28 protein-coding genes and 2 pseudogenes are annotated in these 25,293 nt (G+C 70.9%); 19 read left to right on the top strand and 11 right to left on the bottom strand.

Features of this window, described 5'->3' with window-relative positions:
- Window positions 1-59 precede the first annotated feature (59 nt).
- The 3 genes from LJB71_RS12490 to LJB71_RS12480 are packed head-to-tail and all read right to left on the bottom strand — an operon-like array spanning window position 60 to window position 2,046.
- Window positions 60-515 carry a DUF4426 domain-containing protein gene (locus LJB71_RS12490; protein ID WP_259304438.1) on the bottom strand — a complete coding sequence of 152 codons (456 nt, stop codon included), beginning with the start codon at window positions 513-515 and terminating at the stop codon, window positions 60-62.
- Window positions 516-553: 38 nt separating this feature from the next.
- Entirely contained in the window at window positions 554-1,372 is an 819-nt protein-coding gene (gene proC, locus LJB71_RS12485) for a pyrroline-5-carboxylate reductase (RefSeq protein ID WP_259304437.1), read from the bottom strand.
- Window positions 1,369-2,046 (bottom strand): YggS family pyridoxal phosphate-dependent enzyme, encoded by a 678-nt coding sequence (locus LJB71_RS12480; RefSeq protein WP_259304821.1) that lies wholly within the window; start codon window positions 2,044-2,046, stop codon window positions 1,369-1,371. Before LJB71_RS12480 ends, proC begins: the two co-directional genes overlap by 4 nt.
- Window positions 2,047-2,189: 143 nt before the next feature.
- Here LJB71_RS12480 and LJB71_RS12475 point away from each other — a divergent pair, with 143 nt between their 5' ends.
- Genes LJB71_RS12475 through LJB71_RS14610 form a run of 6 tightly spaced genes read left to right on the top strand, consistent with a single transcriptional unit; the run spans window position 2,190 to window position 6,441 of the window.
- On the top strand, window positions 2,190-3,227 hold the full coding sequence (locus tag LJB71_RS12475; RefSeq protein ID WP_259304436.1) for a type IV pilus twitching motility protein PilT: 1,038 nt from the start codon (window positions 2,190-2,192) through the stop codon (window positions 3,225-3,227).
- Between the two features lie 24 nt (window positions 3,228-3,251).
- Window positions 3,252-4,385 carry a PilT/PilU family type 4a pilus ATPase gene (locus tag LJB71_RS12470; RefSeq protein ID WP_259304435.1) on the top strand — a complete coding sequence of 378 codons (1,134 nt, stop codon included), beginning with the start codon at window positions 3,252-3,254 and terminating at the stop codon, window positions 4,383-4,385.
- A gap of 50 nt (window positions 4,386-4,435) precedes the next feature.
- The gene (locus LJB71_RS12465; RefSeq protein WP_259304434.1) at window positions 4,436-5,002 is read left to right on the top strand and encodes a YqgE/AlgH family protein; all 567 of its coding nucleotides are present in this window, start codon (window positions 4,436-4,438) and stop codon (window positions 5,000-5,002) included.
- Window positions 4,999-5,478 carry a Holliday junction resolvase RuvX gene (gene ruvX, locus LJB71_RS12460; protein WP_259304433.1) on the top strand — a complete coding sequence of 160 codons (480 nt, stop codon included), beginning with the start codon at window positions 4,999-5,001 and terminating at the stop codon, window positions 5,476-5,478. Before LJB71_RS12465 ends, ruvX begins: the two co-directional genes overlap by 4 nt.
- Window positions 5,479-5,515: 37 nt before the next feature.
- Window positions 5,516-6,184: a hypothetical protein gene (locus LJB71_RS12455; RefSeq protein WP_310649422.1), complete on the top strand. Its 669-nt coding sequence runs from the start codon at window positions 5,516-5,518 to the stop codon at window positions 6,182-6,184.
- Complete coding sequence (locus tag LJB71_RS14610; protein ID WP_310649421.1) at window positions 6,172-6,441, top strand: hypothetical protein; 270 nt, start codon at window positions 6,172-6,174, stop codon at window positions 6,439-6,441. Before LJB71_RS12455 ends, LJB71_RS14610 begins: the two co-directional genes overlap by 13 nt.
- A gap of 271 nt (window positions 6,442-6,712) precedes the next feature.
- Here LJB71_RS14610 and mgtE read toward each other — a convergent pair.
- Window positions 6,713-8,075 (bottom strand): annotated as a pseudogene (gene mgtE, locus LJB71_RS12450) (magnesium transporter).
- Window positions 8,076-8,269: 194 nt separating this feature from the next.
- Between mgtE and apaG the strand changes: the two are divergent.
- Entirely contained in the window at window positions 8,270-8,650 is a 381-nt protein-coding gene (apaG, locus tag LJB71_RS12445) for a Co2+/Mg2+ efflux protein ApaG (protein ID WP_259304432.1), read from the top strand.
- A 10-nt stretch (window positions 8,651-8,660) separates the two neighbouring features.
- Window positions 8,661-9,527 carry a symmetrical bis(5'-nucleosyl)-tetraphosphatase gene (locus LJB71_RS12440; RefSeq protein WP_259304431.1) on the top strand — a complete coding sequence of 289 codons (867 nt, stop codon included), beginning with the start codon at window positions 8,661-8,663 and terminating at the stop codon, window positions 9,525-9,527.
- 24 nt (window positions 9,528-9,551) lie between these two features.
- On the opposite strand, the gene murA is transcribed toward LJB71_RS12440, so the two are convergent.
- Window positions 9,552-10,808 (bottom strand): UDP-N-acetylglucosamine 1-carboxyvinyltransferase, encoded by a 1,257-nt coding sequence (gene murA, locus LJB71_RS12435; RefSeq protein WP_259304430.1) that lies wholly within the window; start codon window positions 10,806-10,808, stop codon window positions 9,552-9,554.
- Window positions 10,808-11,041 (bottom strand): BolA family protein, encoded by a 234-nt coding sequence (locus tag LJB71_RS12430; protein WP_259304429.1) that lies wholly within the window; start codon window positions 11,039-11,041, stop codon window positions 10,808-10,810. Before LJB71_RS12430 ends, murA begins: the two co-directional genes overlap by 1 nt.
- A gap of 68 nt (window positions 11,042-11,109) precedes the next feature.
- Between LJB71_RS12430 and LJB71_RS12425 the strand changes: the two genes are divergently transcribed.
- From LJB71_RS12425 to ptsP, 11 genes and pseudogenes are all read left to right on the top strand, one after another.
- Window positions 11,110-12,096 (top strand): KpsF/GutQ family sugar-phosphate isomerase, encoded by a 987-nt coding sequence (locus tag LJB71_RS12425; RefSeq protein WP_259304428.1) that lies wholly within the window; start codon window positions 11,110-11,112, stop codon window positions 12,094-12,096.
- Window positions 12,097-12,098: 2 nt separating this feature from the next.
- Window positions 12,099-12,641 carry a phenylphosphate carboxylase subunit delta gene (locus tag LJB71_RS12420; RefSeq protein ID WP_259304427.1) on the top strand — a complete coding sequence of 181 codons (543 nt, stop codon included), beginning with the start codon at window positions 12,099-12,101 and terminating at the stop codon, window positions 12,639-12,641.
- Window positions 12,638-13,192 (top strand): LPS export ABC transporter periplasmic protein LptC, encoded by a 555-nt coding sequence (gene lptC / locus LJB71_RS12415; RefSeq protein ID WP_259304426.1) that lies wholly within the window; start codon window positions 12,638-12,640, stop codon window positions 13,190-13,192. Before LJB71_RS12420 ends, lptC begins: the two co-directional genes overlap by 4 nt.
- Window positions 13,176-13,697 carry a lipopolysaccharide transport periplasmic protein LptA gene (gene lptA / locus LJB71_RS12410; RefSeq protein WP_259304425.1) on the top strand — a complete coding sequence of 174 codons (522 nt, stop codon included), beginning with the start codon at window positions 13,176-13,178 and terminating at the stop codon, window positions 13,695-13,697. Before lptC ends, lptA begins: the two co-directional genes overlap by 17 nt.
- Window positions 13,697-14,416 (top strand): LPS export ABC transporter ATP-binding protein, encoded by a 720-nt coding sequence (lptB, locus tag LJB71_RS12405; RefSeq protein WP_259304424.1) that lies wholly within the window; start codon window positions 13,697-13,699, stop codon window positions 14,414-14,416. The genes lptA and lptB overlap by 1 nt, the downstream gene beginning before the upstream one ends.
- Window positions 14,417-14,617: 201 nt before the next feature.
- Window positions 14,618-14,941 (top strand): ribosome-associated translation inhibitor RaiA, encoded by a 324-nt coding sequence (raiA, locus tag LJB71_RS12400; protein ID WP_259304423.1) that lies wholly within the window; start codon window positions 14,618-14,620, stop codon window positions 14,939-14,941.
- A gap of 10 nt (window positions 14,942-14,951) precedes the next feature.
- Window positions 14,952-15,885 (top strand): annotated as a pseudogene (hprK, locus tag LJB71_RS12395) (HPr(Ser) kinase/phosphatase); the annotation flags it as partial.
- Between the two features lie 21 nt (window positions 15,886-15,906).
- A complete protein-coding gene (gene rapZ, locus LJB71_RS12390) occupies window positions 15,907-16,776 on the top strand; it encodes an RNase adapter RapZ (RefSeq protein WP_259304820.1) in 870 nt (289 codons plus the stop codon).
- A gap of 79 nt (window positions 16,777-16,855) precedes the next feature.
- Window positions 16,856-17,248: a PTS sugar transporter subunit IIA gene (locus tag LJB71_RS12385; protein ID WP_259304422.1), complete on the top strand. Its 393-nt coding sequence runs from the start codon at window positions 16,856-16,858 to the stop codon at window positions 17,246-17,248.
- Window positions 17,249-17,284: 36 nt separating this feature from the next.
- Window positions 17,285-17,554 (top strand): HPr family phosphocarrier protein, encoded by a 270-nt coding sequence (locus LJB71_RS12380; RefSeq protein ID WP_259304421.1) that lies wholly within the window; start codon window positions 17,285-17,287, stop codon window positions 17,552-17,554.
- Window positions 17,554-19,281 (top strand): phosphoenolpyruvate--protein phosphotransferase, encoded by a 1,728-nt coding sequence (gene ptsP, locus LJB71_RS12375; protein WP_259304420.1) that lies wholly within the window; start codon window positions 17,554-17,556, stop codon window positions 19,279-19,281. Before LJB71_RS12380 ends, ptsP begins: the two co-directional genes overlap by 1 nt.
- A gap of 59 nt (window positions 19,282-19,340) precedes the next feature.
- On the opposite strand, the gene rsmA is transcribed toward ptsP, so the two are convergent.
- From rsmA to lptD, 5 genes are read right to left on the bottom strand one after another with little or no spacing between them, the layout of a single operon-like run.
- The gene (rsmA, locus tag LJB71_RS12370) at window positions 19,341-20,153 is read right to left on the bottom strand and encodes a 16S rRNA (adenine(1518)-N(6)/adenine(1519)-N(6))-dimethyltransferase RsmA (protein ID WP_259304419.1); all 813 of its coding nucleotides are present in this window, start codon (window positions 20,151-20,153) and stop codon (window positions 19,341-19,343) included.
- Window positions 20,150-20,488 carry a tRNA-binding protein gene (locus tag LJB71_RS12365; RefSeq protein ID WP_259304418.1) on the bottom strand — a complete coding sequence of 113 codons (339 nt, stop codon included), beginning with the start codon at window positions 20,486-20,488 and terminating at the stop codon, window positions 20,150-20,152. Before LJB71_RS12365 ends, rsmA begins: the two co-directional genes overlap by 4 nt.
- Window positions 20,488-21,459 (bottom strand): 4-hydroxythreonine-4-phosphate dehydrogenase PdxA, encoded by a 972-nt coding sequence (gene pdxA / locus LJB71_RS12360; RefSeq protein ID WP_259304417.1) that lies wholly within the window; start codon window positions 21,457-21,459, stop codon window positions 20,488-20,490. Before pdxA ends, LJB71_RS12365 begins: the two co-directional genes overlap by 1 nt.
- Window positions 21,460-21,466: 7 nt before the next feature.
- Window positions 21,467-22,915, bottom strand: coding sequence for a peptidylprolyl isomerase (locus tag LJB71_RS12355; protein WP_259304416.1), 1,449 nt, complete (start codon window positions 22,913-22,915; stop codon window positions 21,467-21,469).
- Window positions 22,915-25,254: an LPS assembly protein LptD gene (gene lptD / locus LJB71_RS12350; RefSeq protein WP_259304415.1), complete on the bottom strand. Its 2,340-nt coding sequence runs from the start codon at window positions 25,252-25,254 to the stop codon at window positions 22,915-22,917. Before lptD ends, LJB71_RS12355 begins: the two co-directional genes overlap by 1 nt.
- Window positions 25,255-25,293 lie beyond the last annotated feature (39 nt).

The following is a 25,293-nucleotide window of genomic DNA, read 5'->3' as shown; positions in this document are numbered from 1 at the left end:
TCATCCTAGCCGACCCGCCACGCCGATTCCGCAAACGGAGGCGGAAGGCCGGGTGCGGATCAGGGCGGATACAGCTGCGCGCTGGTGTCCAGCTCCGCGCGGCGGCCGTGGCTTGTGGCGCTCACGTGGAACTGCACGCTGGCCGGGGCGCGCGCGGCGAACACCCCGATGTAGTCGGTCAGGCCGTCCACCCGGATCGGCTGCAGCGTCAGCGCCCGCGGCGGATCCGGCAGCACGCTGGCGGTGGCGGTCAGGACCAGGTCGTCGGGCGCCAGCGCATCGCCGTTGGCGTCGCGCAAAGTCACCAGCAGCAGGGCGCCGCCGCGGCCCGGATTCAGGCCGTAGCGGGCGGCGATGGCCGGATCGAGGCGGGAGACATCCATGGCGGAGGCCTGGAACACGGCATCGTCCGCACGGGCGCGCACCAGATTGGCACTGGTGGCCAGTACCCCATCGGCAGGTGCGGGCGTGGCCGGGCGGCTGCAGCCGCCGGTCGTCATGAGCAGGCTCAGCATCAGGAGGACGAGGCACGACCGCGGCATGGCACCCCCTGTCAATCGTTGGCGGCGGACAGCTCGGCGCCGCGCATGCGCGCGGCGTGGATGGCATCGGCAACCAGCGCCCGCAGGCCGCCGGCCTCGAACGTCTCGACCGCGGCCTGGGTGGTGCCGCCGGGCGAGGTGACACGGCGGCGCAGTTCGGCGGCGTCGGCATCCGATTCGGTCAGCATGCGCGCCGCGCCCAGCACGGTCTGCAGCACCAGGGCGCGCGCGGCGTCGGGTGGCAGGCCTTCGCGCAGGCCGGCGTCGATCATCGCCTCGGCCAGCAGGAAGACGTAGGCCGGGCCGCTGCCGGAGACCGCGGTGACGGCATCCATCAGCGCCTCACTGTCGATCCACACGGTCTTGCCCACGGCGTCGAGCAGGGACTGCGCCGAGGTGCGGCCGGCGGCGTCCACGCGGGGGCTGGCGAACAGGCCGGTGACGCCGGCGCCGAGCAGGGCGGGCGTGTTCGGCATCGCGCGCACCACCGGCAGGGCGCCGCCCAGCCAGCGTTCCAACTGCGTGGTGGTGATGCCGGCGGCGATCGACACCACCAGCGGCCGCTGCGCCTGCGCCTGCGGCGCCAGTGCCTCGCACACCGCGCGCATCACCTGCGGCTTGACCGCCAGCACCCAGGTCCGCGCTCCGGCCACCGCCTGCGCGCCATGTTCGCAGGCCGTCACGCCGAAATCGGCCTGCAGCGCCTCGCGCAGCGCCGCCACGGGTTCGGCCACGCGGATCGCGGCGGGCGCGTGCCCGCGTGCGACCAGCCCGCCGATCAGGCTGCGCGCCATGTTGCCGCCGCCGATGAAAGCGATCGTCGAAGTCATGCGTTCGTTTCCTTCTTGGGGGCGCGCGGCCCGAACAGGGCGCTGCCGATGCGCACCATGGTCGCACCTTCCGCGATCGCGTCCAGGTAGTCCTCGCTCATCCCCATCGACAGGGTATCCACCCCGGCGTGGCGCGCGGCGAGGGCGTCGAACAGGCTGGACATCGCGCGGAACGCCGCGCGCCGGCGCGCGATGTCGGGGTCCGGGGCGGGGATCGCCATCAGCCCGCGCAGGCGTAGCCGGGGCTGGGCAGCGACCGCCTCCGCCAACGCGGATACGTCCTGTGGCCGGCAGCCGGATTTGCTGGCTTCATCGTCGATGTTCACCTGGATCAGCACGTTCAGCGGACCGGCCTCCGGCGGGCGGTGGCGCGCCAGTGCCTCGACCAGCTTGGCGCGGTCGACGCTTTGCACCCAGTCGAACGCCTGCGCGGCCTCGCGCGCCTTGTTCGACTGCAGGTGGCCGATCAGATGCCATTCCAGCCCTTGCCCGCGCAGGGCGGCGATCTTGGGCAGGGCCTCCTGCACGTAGTTCTCGCCGAACGCGCGCTGGCCCTGTGCCGCCAGCGCCGCCACCGCCTCGGCACCGCGGGTCTTGGACACCGCCAGCAGGCGGGCGGCTGGCCTGCCAGGGCGGGGTTTTGCGTTGGCGATCGCAGACAGGATCGCCTGCAGCGGCGGGACGGCGGCGGAAGTGCTCACGGAGGTTGAATGCGGGCGCGGATGGTGCTCATACTGCCTGCGGGGTGCCACCGATGCTACCGTGCGCTGGGCCGCACGGCGGCGACTACCGATCAGGACGCGTTGGGGAGCTACGCATGGATATCGCCGAACTTCTGGCATTTTCGGTCAAGAACAAGGCTTCTGACCTGCATCTTTCCGCAGGCCTGCCGCCGATGATCCGCGTCGACGGCGACGTGCGCCGGATCAACATCCCCGCACTGGACCACAAGCAGGTGCACGCGCTGATCTACGACATCATGTCGGACAAGCAGCGCCGCGACTACGAGGAATTCCTCGAGGTGGACTTCTCGTTCGAGATCCCCTCGCTGGCGCGCTTCCGCGTCAACGCCTTCAACCAGAACCGCGGCGCCGGCGCGGTGTTCCGCACCATTCCCTCCGAGGTGCTGACGCTCGAAGATCTTGGCTGTCCGCGCGTGTTCAAGGAGCTGATCGAGCAGCCGCAGGGCCTGATCCTGGTGACCGGGCCGACCGGCTCGGGCAAGTCGACCACGCTGGCGGCGATGATCGACCACATCAACAAGAACGAATATGCGCACATCCTCTCGGTCGAGGACCCGATCGAGTTCGTGCACACCTCGCAGAAGTGCCTGATCAACCAGCGCGAGGTGCACCGCGACACTCACGGCTTCAACGAGGCCCTGCGCTCGGCGCTGCGCGAGGACCCGGACTACATCCTGGTCGGCGAGCTGCGCGACCTCGAGACCATCCGCCTGGCGCTGACCGCGGCCGAGACCGGCCACCTGGTGTTCGCCACCCTGCACACCAGCTCGGCGGCCAAGACCATCGACCGCATCATCGACGTGTTCCCGGCCGGCGAGAAGCCGATGGTGCGCTCGATGCTGTCGGAGTCGCTGCGCGCGGTCATCAGCCAGGCGCTGCTGAAGAAGATCGGTGGCGGCCGCACGGCGGCGTGGGAGATCATGGTTGGCACCCCGGCGATCCGCAACCTGATCCGCGAGGACAAGGTGGCGCAGATGTACTCGGCCATCCAGACCGGCCAGGGTCAGGGCATGCAGACCCTGGACCAGCACCTGCAGGAGCTGGTGAAGCGCAGCGTGGTCAGCCGCCAGCAGGCCCGCGAATACGCCAAGGACAAGCGGTTGTTCGAATAAGCGCCCCCGCGCAGGAGCATTCCGATGAGCAGCATCGATTTCACCTCGTTCCTCAAGCTGATGGCGCACCAGAAGGCGTCGGACCTGTTCATCACCGCCGGCATGCCGCCGTCGATGAAGGTGAACGGCAAGATCAGCCCGATCACCCAGAACCCGCTGACCTCGCAGCAGAGCCGCGACCTCGTGCTCAACGTGATGACGCCGCAGCAGCGCGAGGAGTTCGAGAAGACCCACGAATGCAACTTCGCGATCGGCGTGGCCGGGGTCGGCCGCTTCCGCGTGAGCTGCTTCTACCAGCGCAACCAGGTGGGCATGGTGCTGCGCCGGATCGAGACCCGCATCCCGACGGTGGAGGAACTGAGCCTGCCGCCGATCATCAAGACCCTGGCGATGACCAAGCGCGGGATCATCCTGTTCGTGGGCGCCACCGGCACCGGCAAGTCCACTTCGCTGGCGGCGATGATCGGCTACCGCAACCAGAACTCGACCGGCCACATCATCACCATCGAGGATCCGATCGAGTTCGTGCACAAGCACGACGGCTGCATCATCACCCAGCGCGAGGTCGGGATCGACACCGACAACTGGGAGAACGCGCTGAAGAACACCCTGCGCCAGGCCCCCGACGTGATCATGATCGGCGAGATCCGCACCCGCGAGGGCATGGACCATGCGATCGCGTTCGCCGAGACCGGCCACCTGGTGCTGGCGACCCTGCATGCCAACAACGCCAACCAGGCGATGGACCGCATCATCAACTTCTTCCCGGAAGACCGTCGCAGTCAGCTACTGATGGATCTTTCGCTCAATCTCAAGGGCGTGATCGCGCAACAACTGATTCCTACCCCGGATGGCAAGGGGCGCCGGGTGGCGATGGAGATCCTGCTCGGCACCCCGCTGGTGCAGGACTACATCCGCGACGGCGAGGTGCACAAGCTGAAGGAAGTGATGAAGGAATCCGTGCAGCTGGGCATGAAGACCTTCGACCAGAGCCTGTTCGAGCTGTACCAGGCCGGCGAGATCAGCTACGAGGATGCGCTGCGCTACGCCGACTCCGCCAACGAGGTGCGCCTGCGCATCAAGCTGGCGCAGGGCGGCGACGTGCGCACCCTGGCGCAGGGTCTGGACGGGGTGGAGGTGGCTGAAGTCGGGCGCTGAAGGCGGCCCGCGGGCGCGGGCGGGCGCCAGCTGCGCGCTAGAATGCGCGCATGGAACCGCCCCGCCAGAACTTCGGCAACCACCTGCTGATCGCGCTGCCCTCGCTGCGCGACCGCTACTTCGAGCGCAGCGTCACCCTGATCTGCCAGCACGATGCCGACGGGGCGATGGGCATCGTCGTGAATCGCGCCTCCGAATACACCGTGGGCGAGGTGCTGCGGCAGATGGGCATCGCCAGCGAGGATTCCGCGCTGCAGGCGCAGGCGGTGCTGGCCGGCGGCCCGGTGCACCCGGAGCGTGGCTTCGTCCTGCACGACGGCGGGCAGCCCTACGATTCCAGCCTGGCGGTGGGCGATGGCCTGTACCTGACCACCTCGCGCGACGTGCTGGAGGCGATGGCGCGCGGCGAAGGCCCGCCGCAGGCGCTGCTGGCCCTGGGCTGCGCCGGCTGGGGTGCCGGCCAGCTGGAGCAGGAATTGCTGGACGACAGCTGGCTGCTGGCACCCAACCGCGCCGACGTGCTGTTCCAGCTGCCGCTGGCGCAGCGCTGGCAGGCCGCCGCGGGCGGCATCGGCATCGACCTGCTGAACCACGCCAGCCACAGCGGGCACGCATGAGCACGCCGCCCACCGCCGCGCCCGCCATCCGCGCCGACGGCACCGTGCTGGGGTTCGACGTCGGCATGCGCCGGATCGGCGTGGCGGTGGGCAACGCCCTCACCGGTAACGCCAGCGCGGTCGCGGTGATCGACGTGCATGCCGCCGGCCCGGACTGGGCGCAGGCCGAACGCCTGCTGCGGCAGTGGCGCCCGGACGGCCTGGTGGTCGGCGATCCGATGACCCTGGACGGCGGCGACCAGCCGATCCGCAAGGCCGCGCGCGCCTTCGCGCAGGAGCTGCAGCGCCGCAGCGGGCTGCCGGTGGTGATGGTCGATGAACGCAACAGCTCGCAGGAGGCCGCGCGCCGGTTCGCCGCCGCCCGCGCCGATGGCCGCCGCAAGCGGCGCGATGCCGAGGTGCTGGACGCGGTGGCCGCGGCGGTGATCGTCGAGCGCTGGCTGGCTGCCCCGCGCGATGCCCGCCCGCTTTCCTGATTTTTCCGTCTCCCCGCAGCCCCGACCACGCGCCCGCATGCATTCGCCCGCCGCCGACCGCCCCCGCCACCTGCTCGACCTCGCCCGCCTGCCGGCCGCGCGCATCGACACCCTGCTGCGCCGCGCGCAGATGTTCGCCGAGGGCGCGCAGGCGCCCGCCGCGCTGGCCGGGGCGGCGGTGTGCACGCTGTTCTTCGAGCCCTCCACCCGCACCCGCCTCAGCTTCCAGCTCGCCGCGCAGCGGCTGGGCGCGCACGTGCTCAATTTCGACGCCTCCACCGCGTCCACTACCAAGGGCGAGACCGACCTCGATACCTTCCGCACCATCCAGGCGATGGGCGTGCGCGGCTTCGTGGTGCGCCACAAGACCGACGGCGCGGTGGCGGCGCTGGCCGAGGCGGCGCAGCCAGGGGTGGCCGTGCTCAACGCCGGCGACGGCCGCAGCCACCATCCCACCCAGGGCCTGCTGGACATGCTCACCCTGCGCCAGGCCAAGGGCGAGGATTTCTCCAAGTTGAAAGTGGTGATCGTCGGCGACGTGAGGCACTCGCGGGTCGCGCGCAGCGACCTGCACGCCCTGCGCGCCCTCGGCTGCGGCGAGATCCGCATATGCGGCCCGGCGGCCCTGCTGCCGGACGACGACACCCTGGCCGGCTGCGCCATCGCCACGACCTCGACGCCGCGCTGGACGGCGTGGACGCGGTGATGATGCTGCGCCTGCAGCGCGAACGCATGGCCGAAGGCCTCGTCGTCTCGCTGGACGACTACCACCGCGCCTACGGCCTGACCGAAGCCCGCCTGCGCCGCGCCGCGCCGGACGCCATCGTCATGCACCCCGGCCCGATGAACCGCGGCGTGGAAATCACCGACGCCGTCGCCGACGGCCCGCAGTCGCGCGTCCTCGCCCAGGTCGCCAACGGCGTCGCCGTGCGCATGGCGGCGCTGGAGGCCCTGCTCGGTTGACAGGCCGGCGCGGAACCCTGGATCGTTTGCGTTGAGTATTTCCCCGACAGTCCGCCCCTTCAGTAGCCCCTGAGAGGGGTGGACACCTGGCCTTCGGTAGACTTGGTGCTTACCACACCGTTCCAAGCCGCTGGAGAGACCAGATGTCCGCCGCAACGAACGCTATCAAACGCGGTGCCCTGGGCCATAGCGGTGCCCTGGCCAGCGCATGGGCCAGCGCAACGCCAGCCACCGGGGTCTGACATGCCTGCTGGCATCCGGCGCGCTGCCTTCAGCGCAGCAGCAGCAGTGTGGCCAGACCGAGGAAGGTGAAGAAGCCCATCACGTCGGTGACGGTGGTGAGGAAGATGCTGCTGGCCAGCGCGGGGTCGTAGCCCATGCGCTTGAGGGTCACCGGCACCAGCACGCCGGCGAGGGCGGCGAACAGCAGGTTGCAGGTGAGGGCGATGGCGATCACCAGCGACAGGCCGATGTCGTGGAACCACAGCAGCACCACCAGGGCCAGCACCAGGCCGAGGCCGAGGCCGTTGAGCAGCGCCACCCGCGATTCCTTCCACAGCAGGGTGCGGATGTTGGAGGCGCCCACCTGGCCCAGCGCGATGCCGCGCACCATCAGCGCCAGCACCTGGGTGCCGGCGTTGCCGCCCATGCCGGCCACGATCGGCATCAGCACCGCGAGCGCGGTGAGGACATGGATGGTGTTCTCGAACTGGCCCACCACGCTGGCGGCCAGGAACGCGGTGGCGAGGTTGATGCCCAGCTCACAGCATGCGCCGGCGGGTGGCGCGCCAGACCGGGCTGAACAGGTCCTCGTCCTCGTCCAGGCCGGCGGCGGACAGCGCCTGGTGCTCGGCCTGCTCGCGGATGATGTCCACCACGTCGTCGATGGTGATGCGGCCCAGCAGCACGTTGCTTTCGTCCACCACCGGCGCGGAGATCCAGTCGTGGTCGGAGAACTTGCGTGCCACCGCGTCGGCCGGTTCGTTGACGTGGATCGCGGTGAGATCGTCGTCGATCAGGCGGTTGATCGGGGTGCCGGGATCGTGGGTCACCAGGTCCTGCAGCGCCACCCAGCCGATCAGGTGGTGGCGGCGGTTCACCACGTACAGGTGGTCGGTGTGGTCGGGCAGCTCGCCGCGCAGGCGCAGGTAGCGCAGCACCACGTCCACCGTGGTGTCGGCGCGCACGGTCACCACGTCCGGGTTCATCAGGCGCCCGGCGGTGTCCTCCTCGTAGGACAGCACCTGTTCCAGGCGCTCGCGGTTCTCGCGGTCCATCGACTTCAGGACTTCCTCGATCACCGTGTCCGGCAGGTCTTCCACCAGGTCGGCGAGGTCGTCGATGTCGAGGTCGGAGGCTGCGGCCACCAGTTCGTCCTCGTCCATGTCGGCGATCAGCGACTCGCGGACTTCTTCGCCGACGTGGACCAGCACCTCGCCGTCATCCTCCGGGTCCACCAGCCCCCACACCACCGAGCGCTTGCCCGGCGGCAGCGATTCCAGCAGGTTGCCGATTTCCGCCGGCGACAGCGTGTTGACCAGCCGCCGCACCGGCCCGAGGCGGCCGCTGTCCAGCGCATCGCTGAGCAGGCGCAGCTGGCGCGCGGTCTTGTCGTGGCGGACGGCTTCGGCCATGCGGGATTCCGGGCGGAGGGGAGGACCGGGCGCGCGGCGATGGGCGCGGGCCGGGTCGGGCGAGACACGTGCGGCGGATTATCGCCCGCGGCCCCCCGGCTTGCCCACCCTGCGCCCGCGTCCTGCGCATGCGGCGCGGCTGCGCGCCCGCCGCGCGCGCCCCGCGTGCAGGCGGCCGCGGCTAGAATGTGCCGATGAGCAGCAACGATTACCAGTTCGACATCGATGTGGACGCCCGCTTCCTGGACGACCAGTCGGCCCCGGAGGAAGGGCGCTACGTGTTCGCCTACACCATCCACATCCGCAACCAGGGCAAGGTGCCGGCGCGGTTGCTGGGGCGCCACTGGCTGATCACCGACGGTAACGGCAAGGTGCGCGAGGTGACGGGCGAGGGCGTGGTGGGCGAGCAGCCGTGGCTACGCCCCGGCGAGGGCTTCGAGTACACCTCCGGCGCGGTGCTGGAGACCGACATCGGCACCATGCGCGGCAGCTACGACATGCTGGCGGATGATGGCACCCGCTTCGCGGCGCCGATCCCGGCGTTCACGCTGTCCGTCCCGCGCACCCTGCACTGAGGCCGCACGCATGGCCGTCTGGGCAATCGGCGACCTCCAGGGTTGCTACGACGTCACCCAGCGCCTGCTGGAGAAGCTGCGTTTCGACCCGGCGGTGGACCGCCTGTGGTTCTGCGGCGACCTGGTGAACCGCGGCGGGCAGTCGGTGGAGACCCTGCGCCTGGTGCACTCGCTGCGCGACCACTGCGAGGTGGTGCTGGGCAATCACGACCTGTCGCTGCTGGCGGTGTCCGAGCGCACCCCCGAGGAGCAGCGCCGGGTCAATCCCGACCTGCAGGGCGTGCTGTCCGCGCCGGACGCCCCTGAGCTGCTGGCCTGGCTGCGCGGGCGCGAACTGTGCCACGTGGACCGCGGCCTGGGCTGGATGATGGTGCATGCCGGGCTGGCCCCGAAGTGGACCACCCAGATGGCCGAGAAGCACGCGCGCGAGGTGGAGGCGCGCCTGCGCGGCGAGCACTACCCGCGGCTGCTGCGCAACATGTACGGCGACGGCCCGGACTGGGGGCCGCACCTGAAGGGCAACGACCGCGACCGCGCGATCATCAACATCTTCACCCGCATGCGCTACTGCAGCCCGCGCGGGCGGATCGCGTTCGACCAGAAGGGCCCGCCGGGCAGCCAGCTGCCGGGCCTGTACCCGTGGTTCTGCGTGCCGGGGCATGCCGCGCGCGACCTCAAGATCGTGTGCGGGCACTGGAGCACGCTGGGGCTGTTCATCGGCAACGGCGTGCACGCGATCGACACCGGCGCGGTCTGGAGCGGCAAGCTCACCGCGCTGCAGCTGGATACCGACGAACTGCGGGTGGTGCAGGTACCGGGCCGCGACGTGCCGGCACCGGCGCCGAAGCCGCGCCCGGCCAGGCCGCGCCCGCGCTGAGGCAGGCGCGCGGCCGGCGGGCCTTCAGTCCACCCGGCGGATGCGCGCGCCCAGCGCGGACAGCTTGGCCTCGATGTTCTCGTAGCCGCGGTCGAGGTGGTAGATGCGGTCGATGGTGGTCTCGCCCTCGGCCACCAGTCCGGCCAGGATCAGCGATGCCGAGGCGCGCAGGTCGGTGGCCATCACTGGCGCGCCGCTGAGTTGCGGCACACCGCGCACCACCGCGGTATGCCCGTCCACCCGGATGTCCGCGCCCAGGCGCAGCAGCTCGTTGACGTGCATGAAGCGGTTTTCGAAGATCGTCTCGGTCACCACGCCCACACCCTCGGCCACGCAGTCCAGCGCCATGAACTGCGCCTGCATGTCGGTGGGAAACGCCGGGTGCGGCGCGGTGGTGATGTCCACCGCGCGCGGGCGTTGGCCGTGCATGTCGAGGTGGATGCGGTCGCCCTCGCAGGCGATCTCCGCGCCGGCCTGGCGCAGCTTGCCGAGCACGGCGTCCAGCGTGTCCGGGCGCGTGTGGGTGGCGGTGATGCGGCCGCCGGTCATGGCGGCGGCGACCAGGAAGGTGCCGGTCTCGATGCGGTCGGCGATCACCGCGTGCTCGCCGCCGTGCAGGCGCGCCACGCCCTCGACCTCGATCCGCGGCGTGCCGTGCCCGCGGATGCGCGCGCCCATCGCGTTCAGGCAGTCGGCCAGGTCCACGATCTCCGGCTCCATCGCCGCGTTTTCCAGCACCGTGGTGCCCTCGGCCAGCGCGGCCGCCATCAGCACGTTCTCGGTGGCGCCCACGCTGACCAGTTCGAACACGTGGCGCGCGCCCTTCAGGCGGCCGGCGCTGCGCGCCTTGATGAAGCCGTGCTCCACCACGATCTCGGCGCCCAGCGCCTGCAGGCCCTTGATGTGCAGGTCCACCGGGCGCGAGCCGATCGCGCAGCCGCCCGGCAGCGACACCTCGGCATCGCCGAAGCGTGCCAGCAGTGGCCCCAGCACCAGCACCGAGGCGCGCATGGTCTTGACCAGCTCGTACGGCGCCACGTGGCGGTTGACGCTGCGCGGATCCACCGTCATCGCATCGCCCTCGTGGACGACGCCTGCGCCCAGCCCGGCCAGCAGCTTGGCGGTGGTGAGCACATCGTGCAGGCGCGGCACGTTGGTGATCCGCACCGGCGCGTCGGCCAGCAGGGTGGCGCACAGGATTGGCAGCACTGCGTTCTTGGCGCCGGAGATGCGGACTTCGCCCGCCAGGCGGGGGCCGCCTTCGACCACGATCTTCTGCATCAGGCGGCCGCCTCGTCGGGGGTCAGGGTCTTCAGCTGCAGGGCGTGGATTTCGCCGCCCATGCGCTCGCCCAGGGTGGCGTACACCATCCGGTGGCGCGCCAGCGGCAGCTTGCCGGCGAACGCGGCGCAGACCACGGTGGCTTCGAAATGCACGCCGTCGTCGCCACGCACCTCGACGCGGGCGCCGGGCAGGCCGGTTTCGATCAATTGGCGGATGCGTTCGGCGTTCATGTGGGGGCAGGGGGAACTCGCGTAAACTGAACGGCCCAGTTTAGCGGAATCGCGCCGAGTTCCCCGCCATGACCGATCGCCCGGACAGCTTCCAGTTCGCCGCCAGCGGCCGGCGCGTGCTGGCCATCGAGGCCGAGGCGCTGGGTGCGGTGGCCGCCCGCATCGGCAGCGAATTCGAGGCCGCCTGCCAGGCCATGCTGGCCTGCCGCGGACGGGTGGTGTGTACCGGGATGGGCAAGTCCGGGCACGTGGCGCGCAAGATCGCGGCGACCCTGGCCTCCACCGGCACCCCGGCGTTCTTCATGCACCCGGGCGAGGCGGCGCACGGCGATCTTGGCATGGTGACCGATGCCGACGTGCTGCTGGCGCTGTCGTACTCGGGCGAGAGCGACGAGATCCTGCTGCTGCTGCCGGCCCTGCGCCGGCAGGGCAACTCCATCATCGCGATGACCGGCCGCGCCGGCTCCAGCCTGGCGCGCGAGGCCGACATTCACCTCGACGTGGGCGTGCCGGTCGAGGCCTGCCCGCTGCAGCTGGCGCCGACCTCCAGCACCACCGCCGCGCTGGCGCTGGGCGATGCACTGGCGGTGGCGCTGCTGGAGGCGCGCGGCTTCACCGCCGACGATTTCGCGCGCTCGCACCCGGCCGGCGCGCTCGGGCGCCGCCTGCTGCTGCATATTTCCGACGTGATGCACGTGGGCGAGGCGGTGCCGCGGGTGCCGCCGGACGCCAGCCTGAGCGAGGCGGTGCTGGAGATGGGCCGCAAGCGGCTGGGCATGACCGCGGTGGTGGACGCCGACGACCGCCTGCTGGGCCTGTACACCGACGGCGACCTGCGGCGCAGCCTGAACGATCCCGGCATCGATCTGCGCGCCACCCGCATCGACGCGGTGATGACGCGCACGCCGCGCACCATCGGCCCCGAGGCGCTGGCAACCGAGGCGGCCAAATTGATGGAAACCCACAAGATCCAGGGCCTGCTGGTGACCGATGGCGACGGCCACCTGGTCGGCGCGCTGAACATCCACGACCTGCTGCGCGCGCGGGTGGTGTGATGATGGGCCTCGACCACTCGGCGGAACTGCTGGCGCGGGCGGCGCGCATCCGCCTGATCGGCTTCGACGTGGACGGCACCCTGACCGACGGTGGCCTGCACTATGACGCCCACGGCGGCGAGAGCAAGCGCTTCCACGTGCAGGACGGGCTCGGCCTGGTCCTGCTGCGGCGCGCCGGGATCGCCACCGCGCTGGTCAGCGCGCGCCGCAGCGAGGCCACCCTGGCGCGCGGACGCGAGCTCGGCATCGGCCATCTGCACCTGGGCGAGCAAGACAAGCTCGGCTGCCTGCGCCGGATCGCCGCGGAACGCGGCCTGGGCCTGGAGGAGGTGGCGTTCATGGGCGACGACCTGCCTGACCTGCCGGTGCTGCGCGCGGTCGGCCTGGCCATCGCCCCGGCCAATCTGCACCCGTGGTTGCGCGCGGACGTGCACTGGACCACGCCGCTGGCCGGCGGCGAGGGCGCGGTGCGCCAGGCCTGCGACCTGCTGCTGCAGGCGCAGGGCAAGGTGGAGGCGCTGCTGGCGCGGGAGCCCGCGCCGTGAGGCTGCGCCGGCTGCTGACCCTGGTGCTGCTGGCAGTCGCCATCGCCAGCGGCTGGTCGATCTGGATGCGCGCGCATCCGGGCGACGACGGCGTGCTGCTGGCGCGCCCGGACTATGTGCTGCGCGATTTCGAGGTGGTCTCGCTGGACAGGCAGGGCAAGGAGGCGTTCACCCTGCTCGGCCCGGAGCTGCAACGCAATCCCGCCGACCGTACCCTGGCGCTGGCCACCCCGCGCTTCCTGGTGCCCGATCGCGAGGGGCGCTACTGGGACGTGCGCGCCCGGCGCGGGTGGGTGCCGGCCGACGGCAGCCGGATCGAGCTGCACGACGAGGTGCTGGCGACCAGCCCGCCGCAGGCACCGCCGCCGACCCGGATTGAAACCGACCGCCTGGCGCTGGACCTGAACCGCAATCTGGCCAGCACCAGCGCCGATGTCACCATCACCCGCCCCGGCCTTACAATGCAGGGCAAGGGGCTGGAGGCGGATTTGGACCGCCAGCAGGTCTCGCTACTTTCCCAGGTTCGCACCCGCTATGTCCCGCAGCACTGACTTCCTGGCCGGCCTGCTGGCCGCGGCCCTGACCGTCGCCTGCGGCGCGGCGGCGGCGCGCAGCTCCGACCGCAACCAGCCGATGGACATCGAGTCCGCGCGCAGCACCTGCGGCACCGGCAACAACGCCAGCTGCACCCTCACCGGCAACGTCACCCTGGTGCAGGGCACGCTGCGGGTGAAGGCGGAAAAGGCGGTGATCCAGCAGGCCGGCGGCAATCCCAGCCGCGCCCTGCTCAGCGGCGGGGTCAGTCTGCAGCAGGAAATGGATGACGGCGACCGCATCGACGCCACCTCCGACAACATCGACTACGACCTGCGCAACGAGGTCATGGTGTTCACCGGCAACGTGGTGATCCGCCAGCAGCGCGGCACCCTCAACGGCCAGCGCGTGGTCTACAACCTCAAGACCGGGCAGGTGGAGAGCGGCGGCAACGGCGGCCGGGTCAAGATGCGCATCCTGCCCAAGGACGCGCCGGCGGACGCCGGCAAGGGCACGCCCTGATGCTGGTCGCCGAGGAACTGCGCAAACGCTACCGGTCGCGCGAGGTGGTGCGCGATTTCGGGCTGACGCTCAACCCCGGGGAGGTGGTCGGCCTGCTGGGCCCGAACGGCGCCGGCAAGACCACCTGCTTCTACATGATCGTGGGCCTGGTCTCGGCCGATGCCGGGCGGATCGTGCTGGACGGCGCCGACATCACCGGCGAGCCGATGTACCGGCGTGCGCGGCTGGGCCTGGGTTACCTGCCGCAGGAGCCCTCGATCTTCCGCAAGCTGAGCGTGGCCGACAACCTGCGGCTGGTGCTGGAGCTGCGGCCCGACCTCGACGAGGACGGCCGCGAGCACGAGCTGGATGCGCTGCTGGACGAGCTGCAGATCGGCCACGTGGCCGAGCAGCAGGGCGCCAGCCTGTCCGGCGGCGAGCGGCGGCGGGTGGAGATCGCGCGTGCGCTCGCCGGCAAGCCGCGCATGATCCTGCTGGACGAGCCGTTCGCCGGCGTCGATCCGATTTCGGTCAACGAGATCCAGCGCATCGTGCGCCACCTCAAGGCGCGCGGAATTGGCGTGCTGATCACCGACCACAACGTGCGCGAGACGCTGGGCATCTGCGACCGCGCCTACATCCTGGCCGACGGCGGGGTGCTGGCGCAGGGTACGCCCGAAGCGGTGCTGCAGAACGCCGACGTGCGCCGGGTGTATCTGGGCGACGACTTCCGCCTGTGAGGCTGCTCCGGCGCGGCCTGCACGAACCGCCGCCAACGTGATCGCGCGTGGCCCTTGCCGGATGCCCACCGGGCCGATAGGTTGGGAGCCGGAGGCGCGGATGGGGGCTCGCCGGGCGGCAACACGCCGCCGCAGGGGCCACGCCCGCCGCCTTGCCGCGAGCACCCCCGCGCGCGGCCCATCGTGCAGAAGGAGGTCAAGATGCAGATCGAAACCTACGGCCAGCAAATGGACGTCACCCCCGCCCTGAGCAAGTACGTGGAGACCCGCTTCGAGCGGTTGGGGCGGCATTTCGAGCATCCCTGCCAGATCCGCGTCCAGCTCGGGCTGGAGAAGCCCGACCACCGGGCCGAGGCCACCGTGAACCTGCCCGGCAAGATCCTGCATGCCGATGCCAACGCGGCCGACATGTACGCGGCGATCGACCTGCTGGCCGACAAGCTCGACCGCCTGCTGCTGAAGCAGAAGGACAAGATGGTCGATCACCATCGCGGCGAAAGTCTGCCGCGCGACCTCGCCGGCTGACCTGCCCGCCGTGACCACCGCCCGCATCACCGCCGCCGAGCTGTTCGAGCTCCAGCAGGAGCGTCTGGGCCTGCGCTGGGTGGCCGGCCGCGAGCGCGGCGGCGAGCGGGTACTGGAGGCGGTGCAGACCGTGGCCCGCCGGCCGTCGCTGGCGGGCTACCTCAATGCCATCTATCCCAACAAGGTGCAGATCCTCGGCACCGAGGAGCTGGAATGGCTGGACGGGCTGGACGCCCGCCAGCGCTGGGAGACCATCCAGAAAATCATCGGGTTCCGGCCGCTGGCGCTGGTCCTGAGCAAGAATCAGGCGTGTCCCGAGGATCTGCGGCTGGCGGCCGAGGAATCCGATACCCCGCTGTGGGTCTCGCCGCGGCGGGGACACGAACTGCTCAATCACCTGCAGTACGTGCTGGCGCGCAAGCTGGCGCCGCGCGTGACCCTGCACGGCGTGTTCATGGAGATCTATTCGATCGGCGTGCTTATCACCGGGGAGTCCGGCTCGGGCAAGAGCGAACTGGCGCTGGAGCTCATCACCCGCGGCCACCGCCTGGTGGCGGACGACGCGCCCGAGTTCACCCAGATCGCCCCCCGACGTGCTCGACGGCACCTGCCCGGAACTGCTGCAGGACATGCTGGAGCTGCGCGGGCTGGGCGTGCTCAACATCCGCCAGATGTTCGGCGATACCGCGGTCAAGCGGAACAAGTACCTGCGCATGATCGTGCACCTGTCGCGGCCGTCGCTGGAGCCCGACCCCAGCGGCATGGAGCGCCTGACCGGCGACCTCGGCAGCCGCCGCGTGCTCGACCTGGACGTGCCGATGATCACCATCCCGGTGATGCCCGGCCGCAATCTGGCGGTGCTTACCGAGGCCGCCACCCGCATGCACATCCTGCGCAGCAAGGGCATCGACCCGGCCGCGGCGTTCATGGCCCGGCACAGCCACTTCCATCGAGCACGCCAGCCCATGAGCACACCGGTGGCTCCCGCGCTGGTGGTGGTCAGCGGCATGTCCGGCTCCGGCAAGTCCGGGGCGCTGCATACGCTGGAGGATCTCGGCTACTACTGCGTGGACAACCTGCCTGCCGAACTGCTGCCGGAGTTCGTGCGCCGCATGCGGGCCGGGGATTCTGCTCCGGAGAAGGTGGCGGTGGTGATCGATGCGCGCAGCCTGGGTGATCTGGCCGAGGTGCCGGGCATCCTGTCGCAGGTGGGCGCGATGGGCGTGAATCCGCGCCTGCTGTTCCTCGAAGCGCGCAGCGACGTCATCTTGCGCCGCTATGCCGACACCCGCCGCCGGCACCCGCTCAGCCATCTGGGGCTGCCGCTGGCGGACGCGATCTCGCTGGACCGCCAGGCGCTGCGCCCGCTGCGCCAGATCGCGGACATCCTGATCGACACCAGCGAGCTCAACGTCCACCAGATGCGTCGCCGCATCCTCTCCGAATTCGGGCTGGAGAGCGCGGGGCTGGCGCTGCTGTTCGAGTCGTTCGCCTACCGCCACGGGGTACCGGGCGATGCCGATTTCGTGTTCGATGCGCGGGTGCTGCCGAACCCGCACTGGGACGCACGGTTGCGCCCGCTGTCCGGACGCGACGAGGCCGTGCGCGATTACCTCGACGCGCAGCCGGAGGTGGCGACCTACGTCGCGCAGGTGCAGACGTTCCTGGACACCTGGCTGCCCAGGCTCAGCACCGATACCCGCAGCTATGTCACCGTGGCGTTCGGCTGCAGCGGCGGCCGCCACCGCTCGGTGTACCTGGCCGAGCGCCTGGCCCGGCACAGTCGCGAGCATGGCTGGCGCGAGGTCGCCACCCACCACCGCGAGCTGGATTGACACGCGGCCCGTTGCGATCACGCGTCGCCACGGACGGATGCGCTTCCCCGCCGTCATCGCGGTCTGCTAAGTTGCGCGGATGAGCGTCGGGATCCTCCTCGTCACCCATGAAGGCATCGGCCAGCCCCTGCTGGCGGTGGCCGCGCGCCTGCTGGGCAGGCTGCCGCTGGCGTGCGAGGCGTTCGAGGTGCCGTTCGACGGCGAACCGGAGGCCCTGCTGCCGCAGGCCAGCGCGGCGATGCGCCGGGTGGATGGCGGCGAGGGCGTGCTGATCCTGACCGACCTGTACGGCGCCACGCCCGCCAACCTCGCGGCGCGCCTGGCGCGCCTGGGCACGCCGGCACGCCGGGTGTCCGCGCTCAGCCTGCCGATGCTGCTGCGGGTGATGAACTACGCGGAGCTGGAACTGGCCGACCTGCCGGCGGTGGCCGCCGCCGGTGCCCGCAGCGGAGCCATCATTGATGACATCTGACCCCATCCACCCGCGCGGCACCCGCGGAGGCGGCGCATGATCCGGCGCGAACTCAAGGTCAGCAACCGCCTCGGCCTGCATGCGCGCGCCACCGCCAAGCTGGTGCAGCTGCTGTCCGCGTTCCGCTGCCAGGCCACGCTGGAGGCGCGCGGGCGCGAGGTCAACGCCAAGAGCATCATGGGCGTGATGCTGCTGGCCGCCGGACCGGGCTCGGAGGTGGTGCTGCGGGTGGACGGCGAGGACGAGCAGGCCGCCGCCGACGCGGTGGCGGCGCTGTTCGAGCGCCGCTTCGACGAGGACAGCTGATGCGCCAGGTTCTGTCCGGCATCGCCGCCGCCCGCGGTAGCGCGCTTGGACGGGCCCGCGTGCGGTTGCCGCACGCGCTGGACATCGACGAGGCGCGCATCACCGCCGCCGAGGTGGACGCCGAACGGGCGCGCTTCCATGCCGCGGTGGACAGCGTGCGTGCGGAGATGCGCCAGCTGCGCGAGCGCCTGCACGGCGCGCTGGCGCACGAGATCGGCGAGTTCCTCGACCTGCACGCGCTGCTGCTGGACGATCCCGAGCTGCTGTCGGGGATCGACGAACTGATCCGCACCGGGCTGTATTCGGCCGACTACGCGCTGCGCCTGCAGCGCGACCGCATCGCCGCGGTGTTCGAGGGCATGGACGATGCCTATCTGCGCAGCCGGATCGACGATATCGACCAGGTGATCGGCCGCCTGCACGCCGCCCTGCACAGCGGTCGCGCCGAGCTGCAGGGGGTGTCCGGCGAGATTCTGGTGACCGACAACGTGGCGCCGGCGGAGCTGGCGCAGCTGCAGGCGCAGGGCGTGGTCGGGGTGGTCACCGCCGGCGGCAGCCTGCTGTCGCACAGCGCGATCCTCGCGCGCAGCCTGCACCTGCCGCTGGTGGTGGGTGCCGCGCAGGCGCTGCAGAAGGTCAACGACGGCGACGTGCTGGCGATCGACGGCGGCAGCGGGCTGGTGGTGCTGGAGCCGGACGCCGCCGACCTGCGCGCCCACCACCGCCGGATGACCGAGGCGCGCCGCGAGCGGCGCCAGCTCAACCGCCTGCGGCGCGAGCCCACCCGCACCCTGGACGGCATCGACATCAAGCTGTGGGCGAACGCGGAATCGCGCGACGACGTCACCGAGGCGCATGCGCTGGGCGCCGCGGGTGTCGGCCTGTACCGCACCGAGTTCCTGTTCCTGGGCAGCAGCGTGCTGCCCGACGAGGAGGCGCAGTTCCGCGCCTACCGCGATGCGGTGCTGGCGATGACCGGGCGCACCGTCACCATCCGCACCCTGGACCTCGGTGCCGACAAGGCCGACAAGACCGGCCTGGCCCTGCGCGACGAGCCCAACCCGGCGCTGGGCCTGCGCGGAGTGCGGCTATCGCTCGCGCGGCAGGAGCTGCTGCGCACCCAGCTGCGCGCGATCGCGCGCGCCTCCGGCTATGGCCCGGTGCGGGTGCTGGTACCGATGATCAGCGGCGGCGAGGAACTGCGCGCGGTGCGGCGGATGCTGGACGAAGTCCTGCGCGAGCTGCGCGCGCAGGGGCTGGAGACCGCACCGCAGGTGCCACTGGGCGCGATGATCGAAGTCCCGGCCGCGGCCCTGGCGCTGGTGTCTTTCGTGGCGCAGTGCGATTTCCTGTCGATCGGCACCAACGACCTGGTGCAGTACCTGCTGGCGGCCGATCGCACCCACGAAGCACTGGGCGAGCTCTACACCCCGCTGCACCCGGCGGTGCTGCGGGTGCTGCGCGACGTGGTCCGGATCGGCCAGCGCCGCGGCCGCCCGGTCACGGTCTGTGGCGAAATGGTTGCCGATCCGCGGCTGGTGCCGCTGCTGCTGGCGCTGGGGCTGACCGAGTTGAGCCTGCACCCGGCAACCCTGCTGGAGGTGCGGCAGGCGATCCGTCAGTGCGATCTCGGTCGCCTGCGCGCGGCCGCGCCGGCGCTGTTGCGCGCCCGCCAGCGCGCCGCGATCGAGGACTGGGTGGCCGCCTGGCTGCCGGAGGCATCTTGATCTGAATGGCCGTGTGCCCGGCGTGGTGACGCAGGCCGCCGTACCGTGGATAGTGGGGCTCAGCCGCCGCGGGCGGCGACGAGATTGGCCAGCCGCACGAAACCGGCGACGGCGATCTGCTCGGCGCGCGCGTCGGGTCGCAGCCCGGCGGCGGTGATCTGTTCCGGTGTCGCGCTGCCGGACAGCGCGTTGCGCAGGGTCTTGCGGCGCTGGCCGAACGCGGCGCGCACGACATCGGCAAACGCAGCGTGATCGCGCACGGCGATCGCACTGGCCGGTTTCGGCACCAGGTGCACCACCGCCGAGTCCACCTTGGGTGCCGGCCGGAACGCGCCAGGCGGCACCGTGAACAGCGGCGTCACGGTGCAATAGGCCTGCAGCATCACGCTCAGGCGGCCATAGACCTTGCTGCCGGGCGCGGCGGCCATGCGCTCCACCACCTCCTTCTGCAGCATGAAGTGCATGTCACGGATCGCGCCGGCGTGCTCCAGCGCATGGAACAGGATCGGCGAGGACAGGTTGTAGGGCAGGTTGCCGACCAGCCGGATCTGCCCGCGGGCGTCGCCGGCGTGCGCGGCCAGCGCGCTGAAGTCCACGCCCAGCACGTCGCCTGCGATCAGGTGCAGCGTGCCGTGCGCGCGCGCCGCAGCCTGCAGGGGCGCGTGCAGGTCGCGGTCGAATTCGATCGCGGTCAGCTCGCCGTGGCGCTCCAGCAACGGGAAGGTCAGTGCGCCCTGGCCGGGTCCGATCTCCACCAGCACGTCGCCCGGCTGCGGGTCGATCGCCTGCACGATCTTCGCGATCACGCCTTTCTCGTGCAGGAAGTTCTGGCCGAGATGCTTCTTGGCCGGTTCGGTGAAGCCGGTCGTCATAGCAGGCGTGTTCCCAACGGGACGTCCTTGTCCGGCACGCACAGTACCACCGCGCCATCGGCATCGTGGAAGCCGGTCACCAGGCATTCGGACATCAGCGGGCCGATCTGTTTCTTCGGGAAGTTCACCACGGCGACGACCAGTCGGCCGACCAGCGCCTCGGGCTGGTAGTGGGCGGTGATCTGTGCGCTGGACTTGCGGACACCAAGCTCCGGCCCGAAGTCGATATGCAGGACGTAGGCAGGCTTGCGCGCCTGCGCGAACGGTTCCGCGGAGAGCACGCGCCCGACGCGCAGCTCGACCTTCAAAAAGTCGTCGAAGGAAACCGTTTCCATCACGCGCGCCTGCCGATGGCCAGCCGCGCGCAGGTGGTGATCGCGGCGAACAGGCTGGACGGGTCGGCGAGGCCGCGCCCGGCCAGGTCGAGCGCGGTGCCGTGGTCCACCGCCACCCGCGGGAAGGGCAGGCCCAAGGTGATGTTCACCGCATGCGCGAAGTCGGCGTGCTTGAGCACCGGCAGGCCCTGGTCGTGGTACATCGCCAGCACCGCGTCCACGTTGTGCAGTTTCTCCGGCAGGAAGGCGGTATCGGCCGGCAGCGGGCCGAGCAGGCGCAGGCCTTCGCCGCGCAGCGCCTCCAGCGCGGGTGCAATCACGTCCAGCTCTTCGCGGCCGAGGTGGCCGTCCTCGCCGGCGTGCGGGTTCAGGCCCAGCACCGCGATCACTGGCGCGGCAATCCCGAACTGCGTGCGCAGCGCGCCCTCGACGATGCGCAGCGTGCGCGCCAGCGCCTCCGGCGTGATCGCGTCGGGCACCGCCCGCAGCGGCAGATGCACGGTTTGCAGGGCCACCCGCATCGCCGGATTGGCCAGCATCATCACCACTTCGCAGCCGGTCTGTTCGGCCAGCAGGCCAGTGGTGCCGGTGAAGGGGAGGCCGCTTTGGTTGATCACCGCCTTGTGCACCGGGCCGGTGACCATGCCGTGCAGGGAGCCGGCCAGGCAGTCCCGCGCGGCGCGGGTGAGCGCGGCGACCACGCTGCGGGCATTGGCGGGGTCCGGTCGTCCCCAGGGCGCGGCGCGCGGATGCGGGATGTCCACCAGCGCCAGGCTGCGCGCCTGCGCCGGCGGGCTGCCCGCGGGGTGCAGGTACAGCGGCAGGCCGAGCGCAGCGGCGGCGCGCTGCAGGGTGGCGGCGTCGCCGTAGGCGACCAGCTCCGCGTCCCAGTCGCGCTGGGCGGCGCGCACGACGAGTTCGGGGCCGACGCCTGCCGGTTCGCCGGGGATCAGGGCCAGCCGCGGGCGCATCGCGCCCTCAGGGCGTGCCGCTGCCCGGCATGAAGGTGCCGGCGGCGCCCGCATCCTGCATCTCGCGGGTGGGCTTGGCCTTGCGCTGCTCCTTCGGCGTTTCCGGCAGTGCCGGTGCGGTGGAGTGGCCCTGGGCGTCGCGCACGTCCACGTAGGCCTCGCCGCGCAGTTCGCGCAGGAAGCGGTTCCACTCGTCCTCCAGCTTGCGGCGGCCGATGGTCTCGCGCACCTGGGCGCGCATGTTCTCGTCGCCGGCCGCGATCTCGCGGGTGCCGACGCGCTGCACGATCACCCAGCCGGCATCGGTCTTGAACGGAGCCGAGGTCTGGCCGTCCGCCAGTGCGGCCACCTGCAGGCCGAAGGCAGTGCCGTAGGTATCGGCGGTGAACCAGCCGAGATCGCCGCCGCGGCGACGGGTGGTGGCATCGTCGGAGTTTTCGCTGGCCAGCTTGGCGAAATCGGCGCCGCCGGCCAGCCTGGCGGCCAGGGCGTCGGCCTTGGCCCGGGCCGCGGCATCGCTGGTCTTGTCGTCCACCTTGACCAGGATCTGGCGCGCGGAGAACTGGGTGACCTTGTCGCCGCTGCCGGGCGCCTGGGTGCGGGTGCCCACCAGCTGCAGCAGCTGGAAGCCGCTGGGGCCGCGGATCGGGCCGAGGATTTCGCCGTCGTGCATCTGCTGGATGGCGGCGGCAAACGCCGGCGGAATCTCGTTCAGGCTGCGCCAGCCGAGGTCACCGCCTTCCAGCGCATTGGGGCTGTCGGAATAGCGCACGGCGGCGGCGGAGAAGCTCATCTCGCCCTTGTCGATCAGGGCCTTCACGCCCTCGATCTTCTTCTGCGCGGTGGCGATCTGCTCGGGGCTGGCGGCCTCCGGCGTGGCCACCAGGATATGCGCCAGGTGGTATTGCTGGGTCGCGGTTGCGGCGGCGCTGGCCATCGCCGCGTCCACCTCCGCCTCGCTGACGTTGACGCGGCCCTGGGCGAAGCTCTGGCGCAGTTTCTGGATCACGATCTCGTCGCGCAGGCTGTTGCGGAAGTCGGCGAAGCTCATGCCGTCCTGGGCGATGCGCGCGCGCAGCTGGTCCACGCTCAGGCCGTTCTGCTGGGCCACGCCCTGCACCGCGCGCTCGATGTCCGAATCGGTGGCGGTGATGCCCGCATCGGCGGCGCGCGCCAGCTGCAACCGCATCAGGATCAGGCGCTCCAGTACCTGGCGTTCGAGCACGTTGTCCGGCGGAAGCTGATCCTCGCGCCCCTTGTACTGGGCGCGGATGTTGGCGATCGCACGCTCCAGCTCGCTGCGCAGGATCACGTCGTCGTTGACCACCGCCGCGATCTGCTCCACCGGCTGCAGTGGCGCGGCGGCCTGCTGTGCGCCCGCGTGCCCGGCCAGCAGCAGGGCCGGCAGCAGCAGGGAAGCGAGGAATCGGGAGGCGCGCAGGCGGGAGTTGGGCATCATGGATTGGCGTTCGCGGGGGCGGGCTTGGAAGGCTGGCCCGTGGCAGTCTGCGGCGGCACCAGATAAAGGTCGTCGCGATTGTAGCCGAGGATGGAGCGGCGCAAGGTGGTCTGGATGTCCTGGCCGGCCGAACCCAGCCCTTTGAGCTCGATCTCGAACATCAGGGTGTTGCCCAGCTGACCGGCCCGATTCTGCACGTAGCGGCGGGCCACAAGCCGAACCGCGACACAACAGCTGTCCCACTGCACCCCGGCCACGCCTTCCAGCGTCTTGCGGTCGCGCAGCGAGTAGTACTCGCGGCCGACCACGCTCCAGCTGGGGTTGATCGGGTACAGGAAGGAGAAGTCCACCTGCTCCAGCTGCGCGCGGCGGTAGCGGTAGTTGATGTTGACGATCCCGTCGTCCGGGAACAGGTAGCGCGCGCGCAGGCTGGCCAGATCGGTGCGCTTGAACTTGGGGTCGCGCTGATAGGAGGCGCCGATGGTCCAACGGTCGGTGGGCGCGTAATTGGCGTCCACCACCCAGGCGGAGTTGCCCTTCTCGGTGATCGGCTCGCCCGGCAGGCGTACCAGTGATTCGCGGAAGTAGCGGATCTGGCCGATGCTGGCGGAGAACCGTTCGAAGCCGTCGGACTGGCGGATCATGCGGGTGCTGACCGCCAGCGTGAGCTGGTTGGCGTCGGCCTGGCGGTCGCCGCCGGAATAGCGGTTGTCGCGGAACAGCTGCTCCCAGCTGAAGGTCAGCGGCTGGGTGTCGAACACCGGCATCCCGGACTGGTCCACGTAGGGCACGTTCAGGTAGAACAGGCGCGGCTCGATGCTCTGCAGGTAGTCGCGGCCCTTGACCCGGATCTCGCGGTCGAAGAACAGCCCGCCATCGAGGCTGAAGATGGACTGCGCGCGCGAGGGCGTCTTGCCGCTGCCGAGGCTCTGCGCCAGCGCCGGATCCAGCACATAGGTGGTGTAGCGCCAGGCCAGGGTGGGGCGCAGGAACCAGGCATCGCCCTGCAGTGGGGCGCTGATCCAGGGCTTGGCGTCGAAGCGGGAGCCGGCAGCGTACACCGGGTGCTGGAAGCGCACCGCCTCGGCATCCACGCCGTAGGTCAGTGCCATGCCCGCGCTGCGCTGCCAGTACAGGAAGGCGCGCGGCAGGCGGTCGTAGGGCAGCACGCTGCGGGTGAGGGTGTAGTCGGCCAGCTGCCAGTGGTCGGCGGTCACCCCGGCGGTCCAGCCCTGGCCGAGGCCATACAGCCCGAGGTTGCTGAAGGTGGTCGCGCGCGAAAGTCCGTCCAGGCTGCTGCTGAAGTCTTCCAGATAGCGCGGGTCGCTGATCCAGACGAGATCGGCGCGCGCCTGCCAGTGCTCGGAGACGTTCTGTACACCCTTGAAGTCGATGCTCCCGCGGTCGCGGTCGCGCAGGCGGTCGTGCGGCATCCACCAGCCGTTGAGCGTGCCGCGCCCGCTTTCCTGCAGGTAGCGGAACTGCCCGCCCAGCAGCGCGCCGCGTGAGGTCATGATGCGCGGGGTGAGGGTGGCGTCGTAATTCGGCGCCAGGTTCAGGTACACCGGTTGCGCCCAGTCCAGGCCATTGCGGCTGGAATTGGAGATCGACGGCAGCAGCAGCCCGCTGCGGCGGCGATCGTCGGTGGGGAACATGAAGAACGGGAAATACAGCACCGGCACCTTGCCCACATGCAGGCTGGCGCCGTAGGCCCGGGCCCAGCCGGTCTGGTTGTCGATGTCGATCCGGCGTGCGTCCAGCTCCCAGTGCCGCGCCTGCGGCGGGCAGGTGGAGTAGGTGGCACCGCGCAGGCTGCCCTCCTCGCCGGCCAGGCTCAGGCTGTCGGCCTTGCCGTTGCCGCGCCGCGACAGCAGCTGGTACTGCAGGTCCTGCATGGTGTGGGTGTCGGAGGTCTGGTCGCCTTCGGCACGCGCCGCGCGCAGGCGCAGGCCGTTGGCCTGGAAGCGCACGCTGCCCTCGGCCTTGTAGCGGCCTTCGGCCTTGTCGAAGGTGAGCTGGTCGGCGCCCATGAACTGGTTGCCGCGGCGCATGGTGACGTTGCCCTGGAACACCGGGTTGGCATCGGTACCGTCCAGGTGGTCGCCCTCGATGTCGATCGGGGCGTGCTTGCCGTCCGCCGCGTCCGGCGCGGTGGTCTTGTCCAGCGGGTCGATGTGCAGCCCCTCCGGCGCACGCGGGAAGTCCGCGAACGCCGGCACCACATCCCCCACCGGGCACAGCGCCCAGTTCTGCGGCATCGGGCGTTCGCCCGCCTGCGCGGACAGCGCGGCGGCGAGGCAGAGCGGAAGCGGCAGCAGGCGCAGGATCGGGCGCACGAAGAATCCGGAGGGCGGGGAAACGAGAATCAAGCTTGC

Origin of the sequence: Thermomonas sp. S9 (assembly GCF_024704365.1) — a bacterium.
Taxonomy (GTDB): Bacteria; Pseudomonadota; Gammaproteobacteria; order Xanthomonadales; family Xanthomonadaceae; genus Thermomonas.
The sequence above is the reverse complement of the archived record's forward strand: the minus strand, read 5'-3'. Positions and strand labels throughout refer to the sequence as shown.